The sequence below is a fragment of the Parasphingorhabdus sp. genome, assembly GCF_036963805.1.
In the GTDB taxonomy this organism is placed as follows: domain Bacteria; phylum Pseudomonadota; class Alphaproteobacteria; order Sphingomonadales; family Sphingomonadaceae; genus Parasphingorhabdus.
In genome coordinates, this window is sequence record NZ_JBALUN010000002.1 from 83,468 (window position 1) to 100,975 (window position 17,508).

At 51.1% G+C, this 17,508-nt stretch carries 8 protein-coding genes; all 8 read left to right on the plus strand.

The window, feature by feature from the left end; all coding sequences use genetic code 11:
* Nucleotides 1-64: 64 nt before the first annotated feature.
* The 8 genes from V7676_RS07160 to V7676_RS07195 all read left to right on the plus strand — a co-directional run bounded on the left by V7676_RS07160 (nucleotide 65) and on the right by V7676_RS07195 (nucleotide 17,355).
* Nucleotides 65-1,258 (plus strand): acyl-CoA dehydrogenase family protein, encoded by a 1,194-nt coding sequence (locus V7676_RS07160; protein ID WP_335659006.1) that lies wholly within the window; start codon nucleotides 65-67, stop codon nucleotides 1,256-1,258.
* Between the two features lie 76 nt (nucleotides 1,259-1,334).
* The gene (locus tag V7676_RS07165) at nucleotides 1,335-2,471 is read left to right on the plus strand and encodes an acyl-CoA dehydrogenase family protein (protein ID WP_335659007.1); all 1,137 of its coding nucleotides are present in this window, start codon (nucleotides 1,335-1,337) and stop codon (nucleotides 2,469-2,471) included.
* 12 nt (nucleotides 2,472-2,483) lie between these two features.
* Nucleotides 2,484-3,275 carry an SDR family oxidoreductase gene (locus tag V7676_RS07170; protein WP_335659008.1) on the plus strand — a complete coding sequence of 264 codons (792 nt, stop codon included), beginning with the start codon at nucleotides 2,484-2,486 and terminating at the stop codon, nucleotides 3,273-3,275.
* A gap of 156 nt (nucleotides 3,276-3,431) precedes the next feature.
* A complete protein-coding gene (locus V7676_RS07175) occupies nucleotides 3,432-4,118 on the plus strand; it encodes a DUF4197 domain-containing protein (RefSeq protein WP_335659009.1) in 687 nt (228 codons plus the stop codon).
* A 1,174-nt stretch (nucleotides 4,119-5,292) separates the two neighbouring features.
* The gene (locus tag V7676_RS07180) at nucleotides 5,293-5,466 is read left to right on the plus strand and encodes a hypothetical protein (protein ID WP_335659010.1); all 174 of its coding nucleotides are present in this window, start codon (nucleotides 5,293-5,295) and stop codon (nucleotides 5,464-5,466) included.
* A gap of 175 nt (nucleotides 5,467-5,641) precedes the next feature.
* Nucleotides 5,642-7,384 (plus strand): ShlB/FhaC/HecB family hemolysin secretion/activation protein, encoded by a 1,743-nt coding sequence (locus V7676_RS07185; RefSeq protein WP_335659537.1) that lies wholly within the window; start codon nucleotides 5,642-5,644, stop codon nucleotides 7,382-7,384.
* Nucleotides 7,385-14,293, plus strand: coding sequence for a hypothetical protein (locus V7676_RS07190; protein ID WP_335659011.1), 6,909 nt, complete (start codon nucleotides 7,385-7,387; stop codon nucleotides 14,291-14,293).
* Nucleotides 14,290-17,355, plus strand: coding sequence for a CHAT domain-containing protein (locus V7676_RS07195; protein ID WP_335659012.1), 3,066 nt, complete (start codon nucleotides 14,290-14,292; stop codon nucleotides 17,353-17,355). Before V7676_RS07190 ends, V7676_RS07195 begins: the two co-directional genes overlap by 4 nt.
* Nucleotides 17,356-17,508 lie beyond the last annotated feature (153 nt).

The window sequence follows — 17,508 nt, forward strand, 5'->3', positions numbered from 1 at the left end:
TTGAACCTAATGCCTCACTTATGATAGTCAGGAGTTAATCACGCAATTAAAGGAACAATATCTTATGTCCGATCTCGAAAGTTTCCGCAGCGAAACGATCGCTTGGCTGGAAGTCAATTGCCCATCAGAAATGCGTCAACCAGTTGTGGATGAAAGCGACATTTGCTGGGGGGGGAAGAACCCCACCTTCAAGCCTGGTCAAAAAGAGTGGATGGACAAAATGGCGGCGAAAGGCTGGACCGTCCCTGACTGGCCCAAAGAATATGGCGGGGGTGGGCTATCTGCCGCAGAAAACAAGATATTGCTTCAGGAAATGGGACGTCTGAAAATTCGTCCACCTTTGGCGAGCTTTGGCATCTGGATGCTTGGCCCTGCGTTGTTGCACTTTGGTACAGAAGAACAGAAATTGCATTTTCTTCCGCCCATCGCACGCGGCGAAGTACGCTGGTGTCAGGGTTATTCAGAACCCGGTTCCGGTTCGGATCTCGCTTCATTGCAAACCTCGGCGGAGGACAAGGGGGACCATTATCTAATCAACGGTCAGAAGATATGGACCAGCTATGCTGACAAGGCCGACTGGATTTTCTGCCTGACCCGCACGGATAAATCATCCAAGCATAAAGGCATTAGCTTCATGCTTTTCGACATGATGAGCAAGGGGGTAGACACAAAGCCGATTGTCCTGATTTCCGGGCAATCCGCTTTTTGCGAGACTTTTTTTGCGGATGTGGAAGTCCCTAAATCCTATGGTGATGGCGTGTCATCTGTTGTGGGTGAAGTGAATCGCGGTTGGGATGTTGCCAAATATCTGCTGGGGCATGAGCGGAGCATGATTTCTGGCGACGGTTCCTCAGGGGCGACATCACTGGGCGCGAAATTCGCAGATCAATATGGCCGTGACGAAATGGGACGATTGGATGATCCGATGCTGCGTGCACAAATGGCAGATATGGACATTGATGTGCTTGCATTCCGTGCAATGGCGGAACGTTTTGGCGATACGTTTAAAGCTAATCTTTGCCACCCGGCACAACCGAATATGATGAAATATGCCGGTACCGAAATTAATAAGCGGCGTCATGAATTGATCATGTCCGCTGGTGGTAGCGAAGTGCTGGAATGGGAAAGCGATGCATCCAATGGGGGTCTAACTGCTCGCGGCTGGTTGCGGACGAAAGCTAATAGCATTGAAGGCGGCACTAGTGAGGTGATGCTGAACGTAGTGTCCAAGCAGATATTGCAACTGCCAAACGCATAATGGGCCAAACTCATAATGGGAATGCCCGAGTTAGTGGGCTGTGCTCACATAATTATACGAAAAAAGGATAAAAGCGATGCCGCTTTATTTGAATGATGATCAGAAAATGTTGCAGGACAGTGCAGCAGATTTCATGAAAGGCGAGGGCAATATTGCCCATTTTCGCGAATTTCGTGATAAGAACTGCAAAGATGGTTTCTCACACGCACTGTGGAAGCAATTTTCGGAAATGGGTTTTACGGGCATATTGGTGTCTGAAGAAGAAGGTGGTCTGGGGCTTGGCCATGTTGAAGCAGGAGTAGTGCTGGAAGAAATCGGTCGCAATCTGACACCGTCGCCATTTTTGACCACGGCTGTTGCTGGGGTGGAAGCCCTTAACGCAGGCGGAAAAGCGCTGCGTGATAAATATTTTCCAGGTATATTGTCAGGCGATAGCGTGCTGGCTCTCGCCATTGATGAAAGTGTGAAACATCGTCCGGATCAAATTTCTATGGCGGCTACACGTGAAGGTAATGGCTTTAAACTGGATGGAAAAAAGAAATTTGTCGTGCAGGGCGGTTCGGCGGATACATTGATCGTGGCGGCACGAACAAGTGGTAGCGCGGGTGACGACAAAGGCTTGACCCTCTTTGCCGTGGACACGAAGGCGAATGGCATGTCGAGAGATAGCGTTCGTTTGGTCGATAGCTCTATGGCGGCTCATATCGAATTTGACGGGGTCGTCGTCGATGCAGATGCGGTGATTGGCGAAGTCGATGAAGGCGGCACAGTCCTTCAGCGGATGCTCAACGCCGGTCGGACTGGCGCTGCTGCAGAAACGCTTGGTGTCGGTACTGGTGCTATGGATATCACTCTCGATTATATTAAAAGCCGCAAACAATTTGATGCGATTATTGGATCGTTTCAGGCGTTGCAGCACCGTGCGGCGCATCTTTACAGTGAAATGGAGATTGCGCGTGCAACGGTCCTGAAGGTACAGCAAATGTTGGATGAAGGCTCGTCAGCGGCGGAATTGATGGTGTCTGTGGCCAAAGCGAAGACGGGCAAAGCGACTACCCTTTCCGTCAGGGAGGGCGTGCAAATGCACGGTGGTGTCGGGATGACGGATGAATATGATATCGGCCTTTATATGAAACGCGACCGAGCGCTGGCTGAATTTATGGGTGATGCAAATTACCACACCAATCTCGTTGCCGAAATGCACGGATACTAAAAGGATATTATAATGGATTTTAACAAGCTATTTTCACTCGAGGGCCGCGTAGCTCTGGTTACCGGCGGTCACAGCGGCATCGGACGGATGATTGCAGAGGGTTTTCTGGCCCAAGGAGCGAAGGTCTATATCTCGGGCCGGAAAGCTGATGCCTGTGCAGACGCAGCGGCTGAAATGGGCGATAATTGTATTTCTTTGCCCGGAGATGTGAGTACGGTTGAGGGCTGCAAAGCTTTGGCTGCAGAGCTCGCTAAGCATGAAGGTAAGCTCGACATATTGGTTAACAATGCAGGTGTGGCTTGGGGGGCAGAATATCTCAGCTTTCCAGAGGTCGGCTGGGATAAGGTTATGGATACTAACGTCAAAGGCCTGTTCTTCTTGACACAGGCGCTTCATCCCCAATTGAAAGCGGCGGCCAGTTTTGAGCAGCCAACAAAAGTTATCAATATTGCCTCTGTTGATGGTATGAAGGTCAATCCGTGGGAGACTTATAGCTATCAAGCGTCGAAAGCTGCAGTCATCCATCTCACGCGAAAAATGGCGTCCAAACTGGTCGCAGAAGACATTATCATGTCTGGCATCGCACCCGGTCATTTTTCTTCCAACATGAATACATCAGCACGGGATTATGAAGATACGGTTGAAAAAAGCATTCCTGCGAAACGGATCGGCAAGCCAGAAGATATGGCCGCCGCCGCTATTTATTTGGCAAGCAGTGCAGGCGACTATGTTGTTGGTACAACATTGATTGTGGATGGCGGGGCTGTGAATGCCTCCACGCCCGAGGCAGCGATTGAGCTGTGAATATAGGTTAGTGCTCCGAAGCATACGCTCTACTATGATTACTGGGTACCTCAGCTGCTCTGGTTACAGATGTTTACACAATTCGGAGAATCTGTTCAGCTTGCCGCCAAATTGTTGTGCTATGCTTATCTGACATAACATAGCAGGAGTGGGATAATGCGGAACGTCACAAAGAAACTGAAGCTAAGTGCAGCAGCTGCCTTGCTGGCTATGCCATTATCCATGTCTCCTATATTATCTGTGCCGGTACAGGCGCAAAGCACGGGTGTCAAAAGCCTGCTGAGCAATGCATCGGATGGGGCGCTTGATAAATTGTCACAGCCGGGTGCATTTTATGCAGATAAAGCGGTCCGGGTTTTGCTTCCCGGTCCATTGAAGAAAGCGACCAAGATATTACGCTTCACCAGCAAGGCTGGCCTAACCAAGGATATTACGAAAAGCCTGAATGCTGCGGCTGGCAAGGCGGCGCTTGAAGCCAAGCCGGTATTCCGGTCTGCAATTGACAATCTGACGTTGACCGACGGCGTGGGTATTGTCACCGGCGGCGGCACGGGCGGAACCGACTATTTGCGGAAGACTTCCGGTGAAGAGCTGGCCTTGAAAATTCGTCCTTTGGTAGAGAAAGCCCTAGGCGACGTCGGAGCTTATAGACAGGTGGAAAGCCTTGGCTCACTTTCTGCTTTGGGTTCATTGGGTGGACTAGATTTGTCACGTGATGGATTGACCGACAGTGTAACCGAGCAGGCTATGGACGGTATTTTCTCCTATATTGGGATCGAGGAAACCAACTTCCGTAAAAACCCGCTGGATAAGGGCAAGAAGCTGTTAAAGGGCATTTTTTAAAAGCGTTAGTTGCAAAATATGCACCCTATTGACTCCCGTTTTCAATTGCAACTTACTCTGTTTGGCGTCATTTGACCCTTATCAGTTAGACAGGAAAAGAGATGTTTGGTTGGCGTTTTAAATAAGGAAAAATCCATGAAAACGCTTTTCAATATAATAGCCTCCCTGACCGCCAGCAGCATTATTTTGCTATCTACCGTTCAGGTTTAATTTTTATACACCTTCAGTCCCGGCTGCTTCGCCCTCCTCCCGAACAAGCGCCGGGACTGTTCCTAAGGTCCGGTACTTTCCATATATCCCCCTATCGGAAAGGCCGGACCAATGGATTATTCCGGAATCCGACCCCGTTTAATATTGGGGAACATAGTTCAGATATATTTGTGCTGTCTTCACAGGATAGCGATTTCCATTTTTCGAATTTGTCCACAGTTTGAAAACTAGTTTTCCACAAGAACAATTGGGAACTGTGGATAAGTCCTCCTTTGATATTTGGAGCGACTCGTAAACTCGTGGCATATAAGCTTTATCGGATGGAATTCGATCCAACCGGCGACCAGTCAGCAATGACCCGTTGGGGCGATCTATGACCAAAAGATAGTTGAAACGAGCTTTTTGTTCTTCGCAAGAAAAATGAAATGATCTTTTGACAGATGATTGGAAAAACCTGTGAAACAAAGGCCTAAGCCCGAGCGGACCAGATGGAGTAAAATCATCGGGTGACTGGATTAATATCGGGTTTAAAACCGAAACATGATTGCGCAAGTAATGATGTGGAAAACCTAAAACCATTAACGATAGCAGTCTGGAAGCCGGACGCCGGAAAAGCGGACGCTGAAATCGCAAGAGGACAGCATCCCAATCAGGCGCAGTGGGAGCCGAAACCCGAATTCGTTTGGGGATCGTCTCCCATTTTTTGTTTGATCTGCAGGCTTTATCCTTGACCTTCTTACAAGCACCGGACTAAATTTTCGCGACCGGTGATCGTTGTCACATCATGATCCAGAATCGTATGCTATCAAAATGGCGCTGTACCGCTTGTTTGGCAGAAAGTAGCGGGGGTGGCGGTGCCGCACCGCCACGGATTCTGAAGTTGATAGCCGTTCCATTTCGTAAGCGGACGTTAATCAAAAAAAGAGTTCCACCACGTAGACGAGTACGTGTCAGGAGACATAATATGAAATTCGTTTTACTCGAATCGCGCGGCGGCAATTATTTGGTGGTTGTTGAAAATATCGCGTGGTTACGCACCGGTGAAAATGGCCAGACTAATGTCGGTATGGTCGGAGGATCTCCGCTGCTTGTTTCGGGAACGATAGAAGAGACTGCTGCGAAAATTCAGGCGGGCTAGTCTCACCATATGATGTCTCCAAGGGGAAGATCGCTCTCAGTATGACGAATTTAACTATGGGCCAATGGGACTTTTATCAGAAAAATAATCTGCTTTAAATTTGTAAAATGTCTCGATTACTGTAGGTCTAATGGTGCGCAGGGGGCGCGCGACCCGGGGATAATATTTAGTGAAAATGAAAATAGTACGGCTTGCCGGCGCGGTTAACGTGCTGACAATTCTTAGCGCGACCAATGTTTATGCACAGCAGATTACTCCACCAACAAGAGACGAGATAGATCCGGCGGTTCCGTCGATTGAAAAGGATCGCACTCGTCTGACCATAGAAGACAGCGTCGAAAGATCTCCCTGTCCGCTTGATAAGCCAGAATATGACGAAATTCGGGTCGATATTGATGATGTCTTTTTCAATAACCTGAAGGGTATCACCGAAGCTGAAATTCGGCAATCGTATGAACCCTATTTGGGTAAGTCACAGCCGATCAAGCGAGTCTGTGAAATTCGTGATGCGGCCGCTACCTTATTAAGAAACAAAGGTTATTTGGCAGCTGTCGAAGTGCCGGCGCAACGGATAGAAGACGGTCATGTGAAATTTGAGGTGCTCTACGCCCGCATTACCAATATCCGTGTGCGCGGGCAAGCGGGCCGCGCGGAAAAGCTGATCGGCAGCTACCTAGCAAAGCTTGAAAATGATGAGATTTTTGACCGCAACAATGCAGAACGCTATCTTCTTCTAGCCCGCGATCTTCCCGGTTACGACGTCCGGTTGTCTTTGCGACCTGCGGGAACGGGGCCTGGTGAACTTATTGGCGATGTTACGGTAACCCGGACGCCGTTTGATGTTGATTTCAATATCCAAAATCTGGCAGCTAAAGATACAGGTATTTGGGGTGGTCAGATCCGCGCACAATTTCATGGCCTTACCGGTATGGGCGATAGCACCAGCATTTCATTTTACTCGACATCGGAATTTCGTGAGCAGCAAATTTTGCAAGCAGGCCACAGCTTCCGCGTTGGTAGCGAAGGTTTGCGGTTCGATGGCCGCTTCACCTATGCTTGGACCAAACCTGATTTAGGTGACTTTGGCGGGGGGAATACGCCTGATTTAACGGCCCGTACCTTATTGGCGTCAATAGAAGCGAGCTACCCGCTCATTCGCAGTCAGACCCGCAATATCACAGCTGCAGGCGGTTTTGATTATGTGAACCAGAAAGTCGACTTCATCACGCCATTAAGCGAAGATCGATTGCGTGTTGCTTATGCGCGGATTACTGCTGATGCAGTTGATAGTCCCAAAAAAGGGGCGCCGCGCTGGCGGATGACCGGTAGCTTGGAATTGCGGCGTGGTCTGAACCTATTGGGGGCAAGTAAAGGCTGCAATCCCCTTTGTCCGGCCGGAGTTACATTGCCGAGCCGCAGTGATGGAGATCCCACCGCGACGACAATCCGGGCTTCGGTTTCGGCAGAATATGTTGTTTCGCCCGAGCTGTCCTTTTTCATCAAACCTAAAGCGCAATATGCGTTTGATCCGCTGTTTAGTTTTGAAGAATATTCTGCGGGCAATTACACGATCGGGCGCGGCTATGAGCCGGGTGTGATTATCGGTGATGATGGCGTGGGCTTCCAATTCGAAGCAAGAGGACCGCGTATTAGTCCGCCGAAAATGTCGAACGTCTCGATCCAGCCCTTTGGGTTTGTTGATGCAGCTTGGGTTTGGAACAAGGATCGTCCCGGAAATCTCGATCCGCAGCGCTTATTGTCGGTCGGTGGCGGTTTACGCAGCAGTTTTTCCGACCGTGCACGATTGGACCTGACCGTTGCAGTACCTACTCGGGCAGCCGGGTTGCAAACCCGCAAGGGCGATGTCCGCTTTTTAATCTCTTTCACAACCAAGTTACTCCCATGGGGAAAACGCTAGATGACTGTCAAAACAAGACTATTAAATTCTCTGCGTCATCGGCCATTGGGGTCGGGAGCAGCGCTTGCCCTCGGTCTTTTCTTTGGTACATCCCCAGCCGCCCATGCGCAAATGGGTTTTCAAGGTTTGGGGACAGTCCAGTCAGGAAGTGCTAATATCAGTTCAGACGAAATTTCTGATACGATAACGGTTTTCACGGACCAAGTGGTGATTGACTGGTTGCCTGACGACACGGCTGTAAACGGAGCGGATATCGATTTTCTACCCGCTGGTTTAACCGCAGTTTACCAAAACGATATCGAGGGTACTTCAGATTTCACCGTACTGAACCGTATCGTTCCCGTCGATAATACGCGGCCGATTATTTTAAATGGTAATATCATCAGTCGGTTAGCAATAGATAGCGGTGAATTTGTGCCAGGCGGAAGTGTTTGGTTTTATGCCCCCGGCGGTATCGTTTTGGGTAGCACCGCCATCATCGATGTCGGTGGCTTATTTCTGACGACCGCTGACCCCATTGTCGACGGAGAAGGTTTCTTTATCGATGGCAGTGGAACGACCGGTTTTGCGCAGGCAGTGAGCGGTACATTTGCGGAGATAGATGCTGGTGCATCCGTCACGTTGACCCCTGAAAATAGTTACATTGGCCTGCTCGCACCCATTGTGACGCAATCAGGTGATGTAGAGGTCAACGGCTCCGCAGCCTATATTGCGGCGGAACAGGCAACTATTACTTTCAATCAAGGCTTGTTTGACATTAACGTCACCATTGGAACGAACGGCGATATACCAAGCGGGGTCGCTGTGCGTCATGATGGGGTAACCACAGGTCCTGCAAGTATTGGCACAGGCGACAATCACCGCATCTATGCAGTTGCGGTGCCCAAGAATAACGCGATTAGTATCGCTATCCAAAATGGTGGCGATATCGGCTTTGATATTGCTGGCGCTGCTGATGTGGTCGGCAATGCTGTGATATTATCCGCAGGCCATAATATTGTTGAAAATATGATCGCGGGGATGCCGGTCAATGGGACTGATGCGTCAATAGAGATTGAGAATAATAATTTTACATCAAGCGTTACCGGAAAGGCCTCTCATAATATTACGGCGACGGCCAATGCGGGGGCGATGTCATTCGCGTCCGATGTGATCTTGCAGGCACCCGATCTTGTTAATGTGATGGTCAACGGAGCGGGCAATTCGATCACCGTAGATGGTAATATGTTATTACGCGCCAATGTCCAAGGCGTACTCGACGGTGAAGATGCAACCGGCGGAATAATTGGCCTGGTCGCAGATGGTGGAGTCATAGTAATAAATGGCAATGTCACACTCGATGCAGTTGGCATCGGGGGCGATAATTTCAGTGGAATTGGCAAGATTGGCGATGGCTTTGGCGGAGCGATAGAAATTGGCGCGGAAAGCGGCGCTATGGTCGATATCGCAGGAAATTTGGACATTATTGTTGACGGATATGGTGGGGCTTTTGGCTCCGAAGGTATCGATGGCGGCGACGGCACGGCCGGTACCGTGCAACTGCATGCCAATGGCGGTAATTCATCCGTTCTGGTCGGCGGGAATCTCCGCGTTGACGCTTGGGGCGTTGCGACAGGCGCCTTTAACGGTGACAATGGAATAAACGCTGACGCTCAAGGCGGTAACATCTTTTTTAGCGGTGCAGGTGGGGGCAATAATTTAATCGATATTGCAGGAACCACAACGATGTTCGTAGATGCCTATAGCGGTACTGTGGTTACGGGAGATGGGGGTGCGGCAACCGGCGGTACTATCGACATCACCGCAGGGGTGGGAACAGCATTTAATTTTGCAGGTTCCTTTTTTGCTGGGGCAAATGTGCTCGGCGGCAATAATTTCGGTATTGGCCAAGCTGGTGACACGATAGGCGCCATAGTAACTATCACAACCTCTGACGCTACCGGCCTGATTACGGCAGGAACCAATGTTCAATTGGGAACAACTGCCAATGGTGGTTTTGCGGCTCCGGGTTTCCACGGCAACACGCTGGGCGGTGTTAGCGCGATAATATCCGGTCCCGGAGATATAATAATAGCGGGACCAGTCGATCTCAATTCGGACGGCGTTGGATTAGGCGCAGCAACCGGTGGTTCTGTTTGGCTTGCAACCGATGGCGGCAATTTGACGGTGAATGCCGAAGCTAATCTCAGTGCCAATGGCATTGGCGGAGGCGGAACAAATGACGGTACCGGAGGCAATGCAAGCATATCAGCCACTGGCGGTACCTTGACGATTGCGGGCACAAGCTTTGTTTCTACCGACGGAATTGGGGGGGCGGACGAAAGCGGGGCTGGAACTGGTAATGGCTTCGGCGGAACCACAACTATATCGGCAGACGCCGGTGGTGAACTGAATTTGATGGGCGACGTCACCCTTACTGCAACCGGTTTTGGTGGAGATAATTTTTCAGGCGGGGGAGGCACCGGCAACGGAACCGGTGGGACTATTTTGGCCCAGGTGGAGGCGAATAGCACGATAAATGTGACCACTCAATTGTCGCTGGCTGCCAATGGCTATGGCGGATTTCAAGAGGGGGCCGATGATGCAGGAGATGGCGTTGGTGGAACTATCTCACTCAGTGCTAACGGCGGCAATGCAAGCTTTCTAGTCGGTTCGGTGACGTCAATTGGCGCAGAAGGTCATGATTCAACATATTCTGGACCAAGTATAAATGGTGGGAATATTGTCGGCGGATCGGTCACGATCTCTGGCAGTGGGGGTGCCAATAACCTGATTGATCTCGGTACAACAACTATCAACGCCTTTGCCGAGAATGGAGGCAATTCCAACCAAGTTGGGGGGACCGCAAGCGGTGGCACCATTAGTGTCATCTCTGGTACAGGTACAGGGATTAACTTTAATGACCTATCTGGCAGCGCATCAGCAATCGGTGGAACAGCCAATGAGATCGCCGGCGATGCCAATGGCGGAATAATCCAGCTCATAACAAATGGTGATAATGCTAATATTATAGTCAGCGGTCCGTTGAATCTTGTCGCAAGCGGAAATGGTGGTGGTGGCATCAGTGGTCGCGGCGGCGGTGCTAGTGGCCCCATTGGTGGCGTTGGGACTGGTGGTCGCATCGATTTAATCAGCGCTGGCGGTGTCAATAATTTTATAAATATCAGTGGGGCTATGACCTTGGCTGCTGATGGAGTGGGAGGAGAGGCCGCCGGAGCAGCGGGCAATGCGATAGGCGGATCTATAGGAGTTTCTGTTGGTCGCGCAGGTTTAATCAATATCATTGGCGATACAAATCTTATTAGTACTGCAGTCGGCGGAACATCCAATGAAAATGGGATTGGCGGAAACGCGACCGGCGGTGCTGTCAATATTACAGCAGCGGGCGGCGGTGACGGCGTCATATCTGGCAATTTATTGAATATTGCACTCAACGCGGATGGCGGTGACGGCGGTGCAGGTTCCAATGGTGGGAATGTTGTGGGAGCAACCGCAAATATTCAGACCAGCAATTCGGCTGCAGCCGGTTTGAGCAACATCAGTTTCGGTGATACTACCATTGTTAGTTTTGCGCAGGGCGGCAACGGTGGCGCTGGTATGGAGGGCATCGATGCCCTTTCGGCAACAAATGGCGGCGGCGGCGGAAATGTCTCGCAAAATGGCGGTATTACTATTGTCGGGTCAGCCGGAAATGGTGTTGTTTCACTTGGTAATCTGATCATCGTTGTCTCCTCATCTGGGGGTATGGGCGGCGATGGCGGCGTGGGTGGCAGGAGTTTCGATGGCTTAGGCGGCAATGGCGGTATCGGCGGCGCGGCGCAGGCCGCTTCGGTAACTTTAGGTTTAATAAGTTCTACCGATACACCGACCACATTGGGCTCAGCATCATTCGGCGATGTGTCTATTGCTGCTGACGCTGTAGCGGGTAATGGCGGTATTGGCGGGGCGGGTCCGACAAATGGCGATGGCGGCGATGGCGGCGAAGCCTTGGCGAGCAGCCTGACGCTTTTGTCTCAAGGATCAGCGATTATAGTCGGTGATGTGGACTATGTTGCCACTTCCGCTGGCGGGTTTGGCGGATCAGGGGCAGCGCAAGGGGACGGCGGCAATGCCACCGGCTCTGACGCTGTAATATCGGTGACTAATCGTGTGAACCGCACGGAACAGGGTTCACTAAATGCTGGCAATATCTCTATTTCGTCCAGTGCCATTGCCGGAAGCGGTGCGGCTGCTGGTTCCAGTACGACCGGCCTTGGCACGATTAATATCAGTCAAGGTTCGGCCACTATCGCGGCTTATGACGCGTTTATTGCTAGCGATCTGGTCAGTGTAAGCGGGCTGCCCAATTTTATATCGGCTGTCGATGGCACGTTAAATGTCACAAATGGTCTGACGTTGCTGACCGATAGCAATATAGCTGTCCTGACCGATAGCGGTGCAATTAACATCGGCGGCAATCTTGATCTTGATACTAGCGGAACCTTTGTGGTTAGCAGTGATGGAATCCCGCCGCTCAATCGCGGGCTGCTGACGGTGACCGGTACAACCCTATTGGGGTCAGCGGGCGATATTATCCTAAGCACCAATATTAACGCTGCGGCTGGTTTTTCTGCCGCCGTCATCGGCGACATCAGCTTTGGTGACATAGCAAGTGGCGGCGTGATTGATATCGCGGTAACCGGGAACGCGGAGACCGGAAATTTGACTAGCGTGGGCGCTATCGTGCTCAATGCCACAGGAAGTTTGGCGACCGGTGATATAGACAGCGGAGCTGGATTGATTGTTTCGGCAAGCTCCGATGTTCTATTGGGAAATGTGGCCGCAGTTGGAACGGTACAGGCCAGTTCGACGAACGGGGATCTGACCGTTCTTGCTGTTAACACAGACCTTGGTGCGACTTTGGCGGCTAATAACGGAGCGCTGACTGCCGGTGATATTAACTCGGGAGGAAATGTCGCGGTCAATGCTTTGGGCGCTATTACGCTGGCTCAGGTTACGGCAGCAACATCAGGACAGGTTGTTTCGCAAACAGGAGCGATCTCGGGCGGCAATATCAATATTGGCGCTGACTTTATGGCCTCTACCATGGGCGGCATTGATTTTGGAAATGTCGCCAGCGGTGGTTTGATTAATATTGTCGCGGGCGATAATTTACAGGTCGGCAATCTGACCAGTGCAGGCAACATCAAACTGGATTCAGATCAATCGATTTTGGGCACTGGCATGATTGTGACCGGCGGTGCTTTTGAGTCTCAGGCTTTGGGCAGCGGAACTTACGGTAATATAACGGTACAGGGCGTATCAAATAATGGTGTTTTGGCGATCGCCATTGACGCAGCAACGGGCATCACAACAGGCGATTTGACCACTAGTACAGCTGCAATCGGGCTAATGACACCATCTGCGATAATGACGGCAAATGTCGCGAGTGCGACCGACGTCGTCATGCTGGCGGGAACAGCGATTACGGCCAATAATATTAGCACCACTGCAGGTTCTGATAATTTCATATATCTCGCCAATGCCAGCATGCAGTCATTATTTGGCACTGGAGGGGATCCTACACCTTTATTCGCTCTAAATCCGGCCCCAACCAGTGATTCGATTACCATCAACAATACGGTTACAGGTGGTAATTTTGTTGCAGCGACGGCAGGCGATTTTGTGAGTTTGGGGAGCATCGGTCTTTCCACTTTATTTAGGGCTGACGCTGCTGGTTTGGCAGACTTTGGTGGTATCATAACCGCACCACGAATTTCCGTGGTATCCAGCGATATCGACATCGGGGTAAGTGGCGGATTGGGTGATGAAAATACCCGTGAATTGGCCTTGGCCAGCAGTGGGAGCAGTGGCACGTCGATTGGCGATGTCGCTTCCGGCCCACTCGGTTATGCCTTGAGCAATGCTGAAGCAGGCCGCTTGCGCGCCAATCTGATTAGTATAAACTCAAATGGCACTGGCGGGATTATCATTGGTGACCTGAATCTTACAGGGTCTCGCGCTACAGGCTCCAATCTCGTTGGTCCGGACGGTTCATTGCAAATATCTACTCTGGATAACATCCGGGTTTCGGGCAATCTTAACATGACCAATATGGCAGTGGACAATCTGTTGTCCCTAACTGGTGACACTATTGCGGTCGCCAGCGACACCGGCGGTATACTTTTAGAAGGTAATTCACCCGGCGGTAGGCTATATCTCTCGGCGCGGAACATCCATGTGGGTAGCTCGGCTTTGCTCGACCAATTGTCAGTTGATCGCTTTTTCGTTGGCCGCGACGCTTTATTGGCGAGAGCCACTCCTACAGCTAATCCCGACGGCTCCATTCAGGCTGCACGCTTAACATTTGCGGCGGAGGACAGTCTGCTCATCCAAAATGTAGGAAGTGGCGGCATAGCATATGGTTTCTATGCCGAAACCGATCAGGTTGAGATTATTCCAACAGGCGTGAATGATCTGGATATGGTTATATATGGTGCAACCTTGAATACCGATGATACGAAAATCGTGAATGGCAATGTTCGCGATTCTATCTTTCCGGCTGCGCCAAGCGCGGGCTTCACGGCTGGATCAAGCATCAACGGTTGTGCACTGACCGCATCGGCTTGTGTGACCGTCAGCAGAGACGAAGTACCCATCGCAACTAATGTGCGCGATACCGTGCAAGAGCAGCCGCAAGCCACTGAGGAAGCCTCCGATGAAGAATTGACCGAGGAAGAGCAGGAGGAAGCCGAAGAAAAGGCAACTAGCAAAAGTCCGATTTCTCGAACGGTATCGATAATCAACACGCGTCCAATGAGTGGCGCAGGGGCCATTTCGGAACCGGTCACCAGCGGCGGAAATCCAAATTTGATGGGTGCCACTGCGGCTCCGCCATCGGATGATATTAACATGGTGGGCGGTCAATGATCAGACTCAATAATAGATATATGGCCGCATTGCTTTGCAGTATTTCAGCGGCTGCGCTTCTCTCTCAACCTGTCATGGCGCGCGATTTGCCGCTATCCGTTCAAGATAGCTTCCGGATCGGAAGCAGGGGCGTGTTATGCACCGCCCAGAATGCGCCCAATCTCCCGGAATTGGCCGGAATGTTCGACCGAGGCTATCGGATCGTTTGCCGCGATGCCGCGACCAGCGTCGGAACGTTTCTGGCTCTTCGTGATATCGCCACTGATCCTGTTGCTTTAGTTGGCTTTGAAGAATTAGATCATCTGGCTTGCCGGAAAGAGGGCGAAGCCACTATTGAACATCTGGGAACTGTCTCTTCTACAATCTGCACCAACAGCGAGACACGGATAGATCATCGCATCTATTCAACCGAACGCGGTAGTACCACCTATATTGCGCAGGGTCTTGCCGGATATGATTCCGCGTTGCGACTGGGGCTGGCAGCACTTGTCTCTGACCAGCCGGTTGAAGGGGCAGTTGAAGTTGCCACGACATCGGTTAGTGATCCTGTAGCTTTTGCCCGGATTCAAGCCGGTTCTTTGGATATCGAGGGCGCACGTACCGAGGCTTATTCGCGCAATCACAGCGGCAGCTATGCAGAGGCAGCGGAATTTTTTGAAACTCTGGTCGCACGAGACAGCGGCAGTACAGGCCGTACCGCTGAATTTCTAGCTAATCAGGGTTTGCAGCAATCCAATCTCGGTAATTTTGCCAGTGCCCAGGCTTTGTTTGACCGTGCGGATACTGCAGTTGCAGCGCGCGACGGTGTAACCCAAAGACTGATCCGTAATTTTCGCACGATTCACCTGCTCAATCAGCAAAAGGCCGATGATGCTATCGGTTTATTGGAACGACCGGTGGTCAGGATATCCGAAGGCGTCGATGGCAATGTCGTTTCATCCGGTGAAATTACATCGGAACTATCCGTCCAAATTAATCGCGAGAATGAAAACCTGAGACGGGTCGGTGGTTTTGACAGTGGATTAAGCGATTTCGAACGCGGTCAGATATTGGATGGTCAGGCAAGCCACTTGCGCGGTGTCGCCCTGCGCATCAATAAAGATTTTGAAGCGGCCGCAGATGCGCAAAATACGGCATTGCAAACGATAGAAAGCGTAAGGGACGGCCGGGTCACCTCTACAGCCTGGTTACGTTCCGATATTCGATCAGAACTCGCATTGACGGCCGAATTTGCAGGTAATCTCGATGCTGCCAAAAGCCATTTTTCCCAAGCCATCGCGATTGTTGAAACTGCATACCCACAGTCGCCAGCATTGCTTGCAGCAAAGGCACGACTAGCCGGATTTTTGGGGCGTAGTGGCTCGGTTGATGCTGCATTGGCGCTGTATGCCACCGTGGTGGAGGACAGCAGCTCGGTTCCCGGTGCGGCTGTCGTTATGCGGGACCTTCTCGGCCCTTATTTTGAGCTTTTGATCGCCTTACCTGAGAATGATGCTGCGCCATCAGCGGCTATGTTCCTTGCCTCTCAGGCGCTTCAAAGACCGGGCGTTGCGCAAACGCAGGCGGCCTTGGCACGAGAGCTTTCAGAAGGCGACGATGAGGCGTCAGCTCTGTTCCGTTTGGCCGTTTCACGCATGCGAGAGATTGCGAGAACGACAAGTCAAATTGCGCAGCTTTCATCAAAAGCTTTCCCGAATGCCAATGAGCTACGGGATCTGGGCTATGCACGTGATGCGTTAACCTCTTTGGCGCTGGAGCAAACGCAATTGCAATCTCAATTGAGTCAATTTCCGCGTTACCGTGTGTTAGTCCCGCAGGTTATGCAACTTGGCGAAATGCAAGCGCTCTTAAGGACCGGCGAGGCCTATTATAAGGTGAATATCGTCGGGGATGCCATCTATAGTATCCTCGTCACGCCTGAAGATGTGCGCAGTTTCAAAGTGCCGGATAGCTTGCAAGCCCTGCAGCAAACCGTGAATGATCTGCGCGATTCCATCGTTCGCATAGAATATGGTGCGACTGCGACCTATCCCTTCAACGTCGAATTGGCGCGATTGCTCTATCTTTCGCTATTGGGCCCGGTTGAGGAGCAGCTATCCTACGTCACTCACCTTATCTACGAACCAGACGGACCACTGCTGCAACTTCCACCCTATTTATTGGTCGAGGATCAGGCGAGCGTTGATGCCTATGTTGAGCGCACTCAGGACATTGATTCCGATCTATTTGATTTTACCGGTATCCAATGGTTCGGGAAAGGTCGGGATATGTCGATTGCCGTATCGCCGCGATCCTTCGCAGAAGTTCGTGCGATTGCTCCATCAACCGGGAAGTTCAGATATCTCGGTCTAGGTGAAAATGCCGTTCCTGATGCGAGCCTTCAATATGCGGCAACGCAAGACGATCAGTGCCAATGGGGCACAGAAACGTGGGGTAATCCCATTTCGTCATCCGAGCTGAATCTCGCACGCAATATTATTGGCTCGTCAAAGTCAAACGTCATCACAGGCGCTGACTTTTCGGACAGCGCGTTGTTGGCACAAGATGACCTCAACGAATATCGCATCATCCATTTTGCCACCCACGGTTTGGTGACGGCACCTAAGCCGCAATGTATGGCACGGCCTGCTTTGGTAACGTCATTCGGCGGCGAAGCTTCTGACGGCCTGCTGAGCTTTCAGGAGATTTTTGATTTACAGCTTGATGCCGATGTCGTGATTTTGTCAGCATGCGATACCGCAGGGATGGCTAGCGTCGGTGCTTCGCGGGAGGCCGGAGTGGCAACCGGCGGCAACTACGCCCTGGATGGTCTAGTAAGAGCATTTGTTGGCGCGGGCGCAAGATCCGTTGTAGCAAGCCATTGGCCGGTGCCGGATGATTTCGATGCAACTCAGCGCTTGATCGGCGGCATGTTCGGTGCCGAAAATGGAATGCCGCTGGCATCATCTTTACGATTAGCTCAAGAAAAACTGATGAATGATCCACGTACCTCTCATCCTTATTATTGGGCGGCGTTCGTTGTGCTGGGTGACGGCGCAAAGCCATTGCTCACAGAAGAATAAGCCAGCGATTAGCGCTCAGGATGGCTAGCGCACCAAACTTCATTGTTCTTTTTTGCGTTCATATAAGCTGAATGATATGAAAATGACCCAAAACCGGAGAGTGCCGTGCGGCACGATACTACCGGCATTCAACTAAGCATTGCATATAATAAA